Source organism: Bradyrhizobium sp. (assembly GCF_016462955.1).
Lineage (GTDB): Bacteria > Pseudomonadota > Alphaproteobacteria > Rhizobiales > Xanthobacteraceae > Bradyrhizobium.
The window spans coordinates 13163-15536 of sequence record NZ_JAEMSD010000122.1 but is presented as its reverse complement, the minus strand read 5'-3'; the positions used below and the strand labels follow the sequence as shown (position 1 = coordinate 15536).

3 protein-coding genes are annotated in these 2374 nt (G+C 63.7%); all 3 read left to right on the top strand.

Annotated elements, in window-relative coordinates; all coding sequences use genetic code 11:
* Positions 1-591: NADH-quinone oxidoreductase subunit J (locus tag JHD07_RS15160; RefSeq protein ID WP_291623515.1), on the top strand; the 591-nt coding region annotated here is incomplete at its 5' end.
* Positions 588-896 (top strand): NADH-quinone oxidoreductase subunit NuoK, encoded by a 309-nt coding sequence (gene nuoK, locus JHD07_RS15155; RefSeq protein WP_008547737.1) that lies wholly within the window; start codon positions 588-590, stop codon positions 894-896. The genes JHD07_RS15160 and nuoK, both read left to right, overlap by 4 nt.
* A gap of 8 nt (positions 897-904) precedes the next feature.
* Positions 905-2374, top strand: a 1470-nt coding sequence (gene nuoL, locus JHD07_RS15150) for an NADH-quinone oxidoreductase subunit L (RefSeq protein ID WP_291623489.1), incomplete at its 3' end; no start/stop codon positions are given.

The following is a 2374-nucleotide window of genomic DNA, read 5'->3' as shown; positions in this document are numbered from 1 at the left end:
GCCTCGGCGGTGATGGTGATTGTCTCGCGCAATCCCGTGCACTCCGTGCTGTACCTGATCCTCGCCTTCGTCAACGCCTCCGGCCTGTTCGTGCTGATGGGCGCCGAATTCCTCGGCATGATGCTGATCGTCGTCTATGTCGGCGCCGTGGCCGTGCTGTTCCTGTTCGTGATCATGATGCTCGACGTCGACTTCCTCGAGCTGCGCGAGGGCTTCATCGAGTACCTGCCGGTCGGCCTCGTGATCGGCGGCATCTTCCTGTTCGAGCTGCTGCTCACCGTCGGCTTCTGGGTGATCAATCCCGGCGTCTCGAAGACGATCACGGCGGCGATTCCGTCCGACGTCTCCAACACCGAGGCGCTCGGGCTCGTGCTCTATACCAAGTACATCCACTACTTCCAGCTCTCGGGCATGGTGCTGCTGGTGGCCATGATCGGCGCCATCGTGCTGACGCTGCGCCACAAGGCGAGCGTGAAGCGGCAGGACATCAACGTTCAGAACGCGCGCACCCCCGAAATGGCGATGGCGATGCGCAAGGTCGCGCCGGGGCAGGGGCTCTCGGATGCCGATGCGGCGGAGTGGGTGAAATGACGATCGGGCTCGGACATTATCTGGCGGTCGGCGCGATCCTGTTCACGCTCGGCATCCTCGGCATCTTCCTGAACCGCAAGAACATCATCGTCATCCTGATGTCGATCGAGCTGATCCTGCTCTCGGTCAACATCAACCTCGTGGCCTTCTCGACCTTCCTCGGCGACATCGTCGGCCAGGTCTTCGCGCTGCTGGTGCTCACCGTCGCGGCCGCCGAAGCCGCGATCGGTCTCGCCATCCTGGTGGTCTATTTCCGCAACCGCGGCTCGATCGCGGTTGAGGACGTCAATCTGATGAAGGGCTGAGCTCTCAAATGGTTCAGGCAATTGTTTTCCTGCCTCTGCTGGGTGCCATTCTGGCCGGCCTCATCGCGCTCGTCGGCGCGCACGCCCGCAACCCCTCGGGCGACGAGGTCGAGCATCACGGCGACCATGGGCACGGCGACGTTCACGCGGCGGCGGCTCATGACTCCCACGGCCACGACGATCACGCCCACGGCCCGGCCGAGCCGCCGGCGGCAGGCTCGCGCGCGGCCGAGTTGATCACCACGGCGCTGCTGTTCGTCTCGGCGGCCTTGTCCTGGATGACGCTGGTCGACGTCGGCTTCATGCACCACGACTACCGGATCCAGCTTTTGCCCTGGATCTTCTCCGGCGACCTCCAGGTCTGGTGGACGCTGCGCGTCGACACGCTCACAGCCGTGATGCTCGTGGTGGTGACGACCGTGTCTTCCCTCGTGCACCTCTATTCCATCGGCTACATGGACGAGGACCCGAACCGGCCGCGCTTCTTCGGCTATCTCAGCCTGTTCACCTTCGCCATGCTGATGCTGGTGACCGCGGACAACCTCGTGCAGCTGTTCTTCGGCTGGGAAGGCGTGGGCCTCGCCAGCTACCTCCTGATCGGCTTCTGGTACCAGAAGCCCTCGGCCAACGCCGCCGCGATCAAGGCCTTCGTGGTCAACCGCGTCGGCGATTTCGGTTTTGCGCTCGGCATCTTCGCGGTGTTCATGCTGGTCGGCTCGACCGATTTCGAGACCATCTTCCATGCCGCGCCCGGCCTTACCGGCAAGACCATCAACTTCCTCGGCTGGCAGGCCGACGCGCTGACGCTGACCTGCCTGTTGCTGTTCATGGGCGCGATGGGCAAGTCGGCGCAATTCCTGCTGCACACCTGGTTGCCGGACGCGATGGAAGGCCCGACCCCGGTCTCGGCGCTGATCCACGCCGCGACCATGGTCACCGCCGGCGTGTTCATGGTGGCGCGGCTGTCGCCGCTGTTCGAGCTCGCCCCGAACGCACAGGCCGTCGTGATGTTCTTCGGCGCGACCACCGCGTTCTTCGCCGCCACGATCGGCCTCGTCCAGAACGACATCAAGCGCATCGTCGCGTACTCGACCTGTTCGCAGCTCGGCTACATGTTCGTGGCGATGGGAGCGGGGGCCTATTCGGTCGGCATGTTCCACCTGTTCACACATGCCTTCTTCAAGGCGCTGTTGTTCTTGGGAAGCGGTTCAGTGATCTACGCGATGCACCACGAGCAGGACATCCGCAACATGGGCGGGCTCTGGAGGAAGATCCCCTACACCTATGCGGTGATGGTGGTCGGCACCTTGGCGCTGACCGGCTTCCCGCTCACCGCCGGCTACTTCTCCAAGGATGCGATCATCGAGGCTGCCTATGTCTCGCACAATCCGTTCGCGGTGTACGGCTTCCTGATGACGATCGTCGCCGCGGGTCTGACCTCGTTCTACTCCTGGCGCCTGATCTTCAAGACCTTCCAC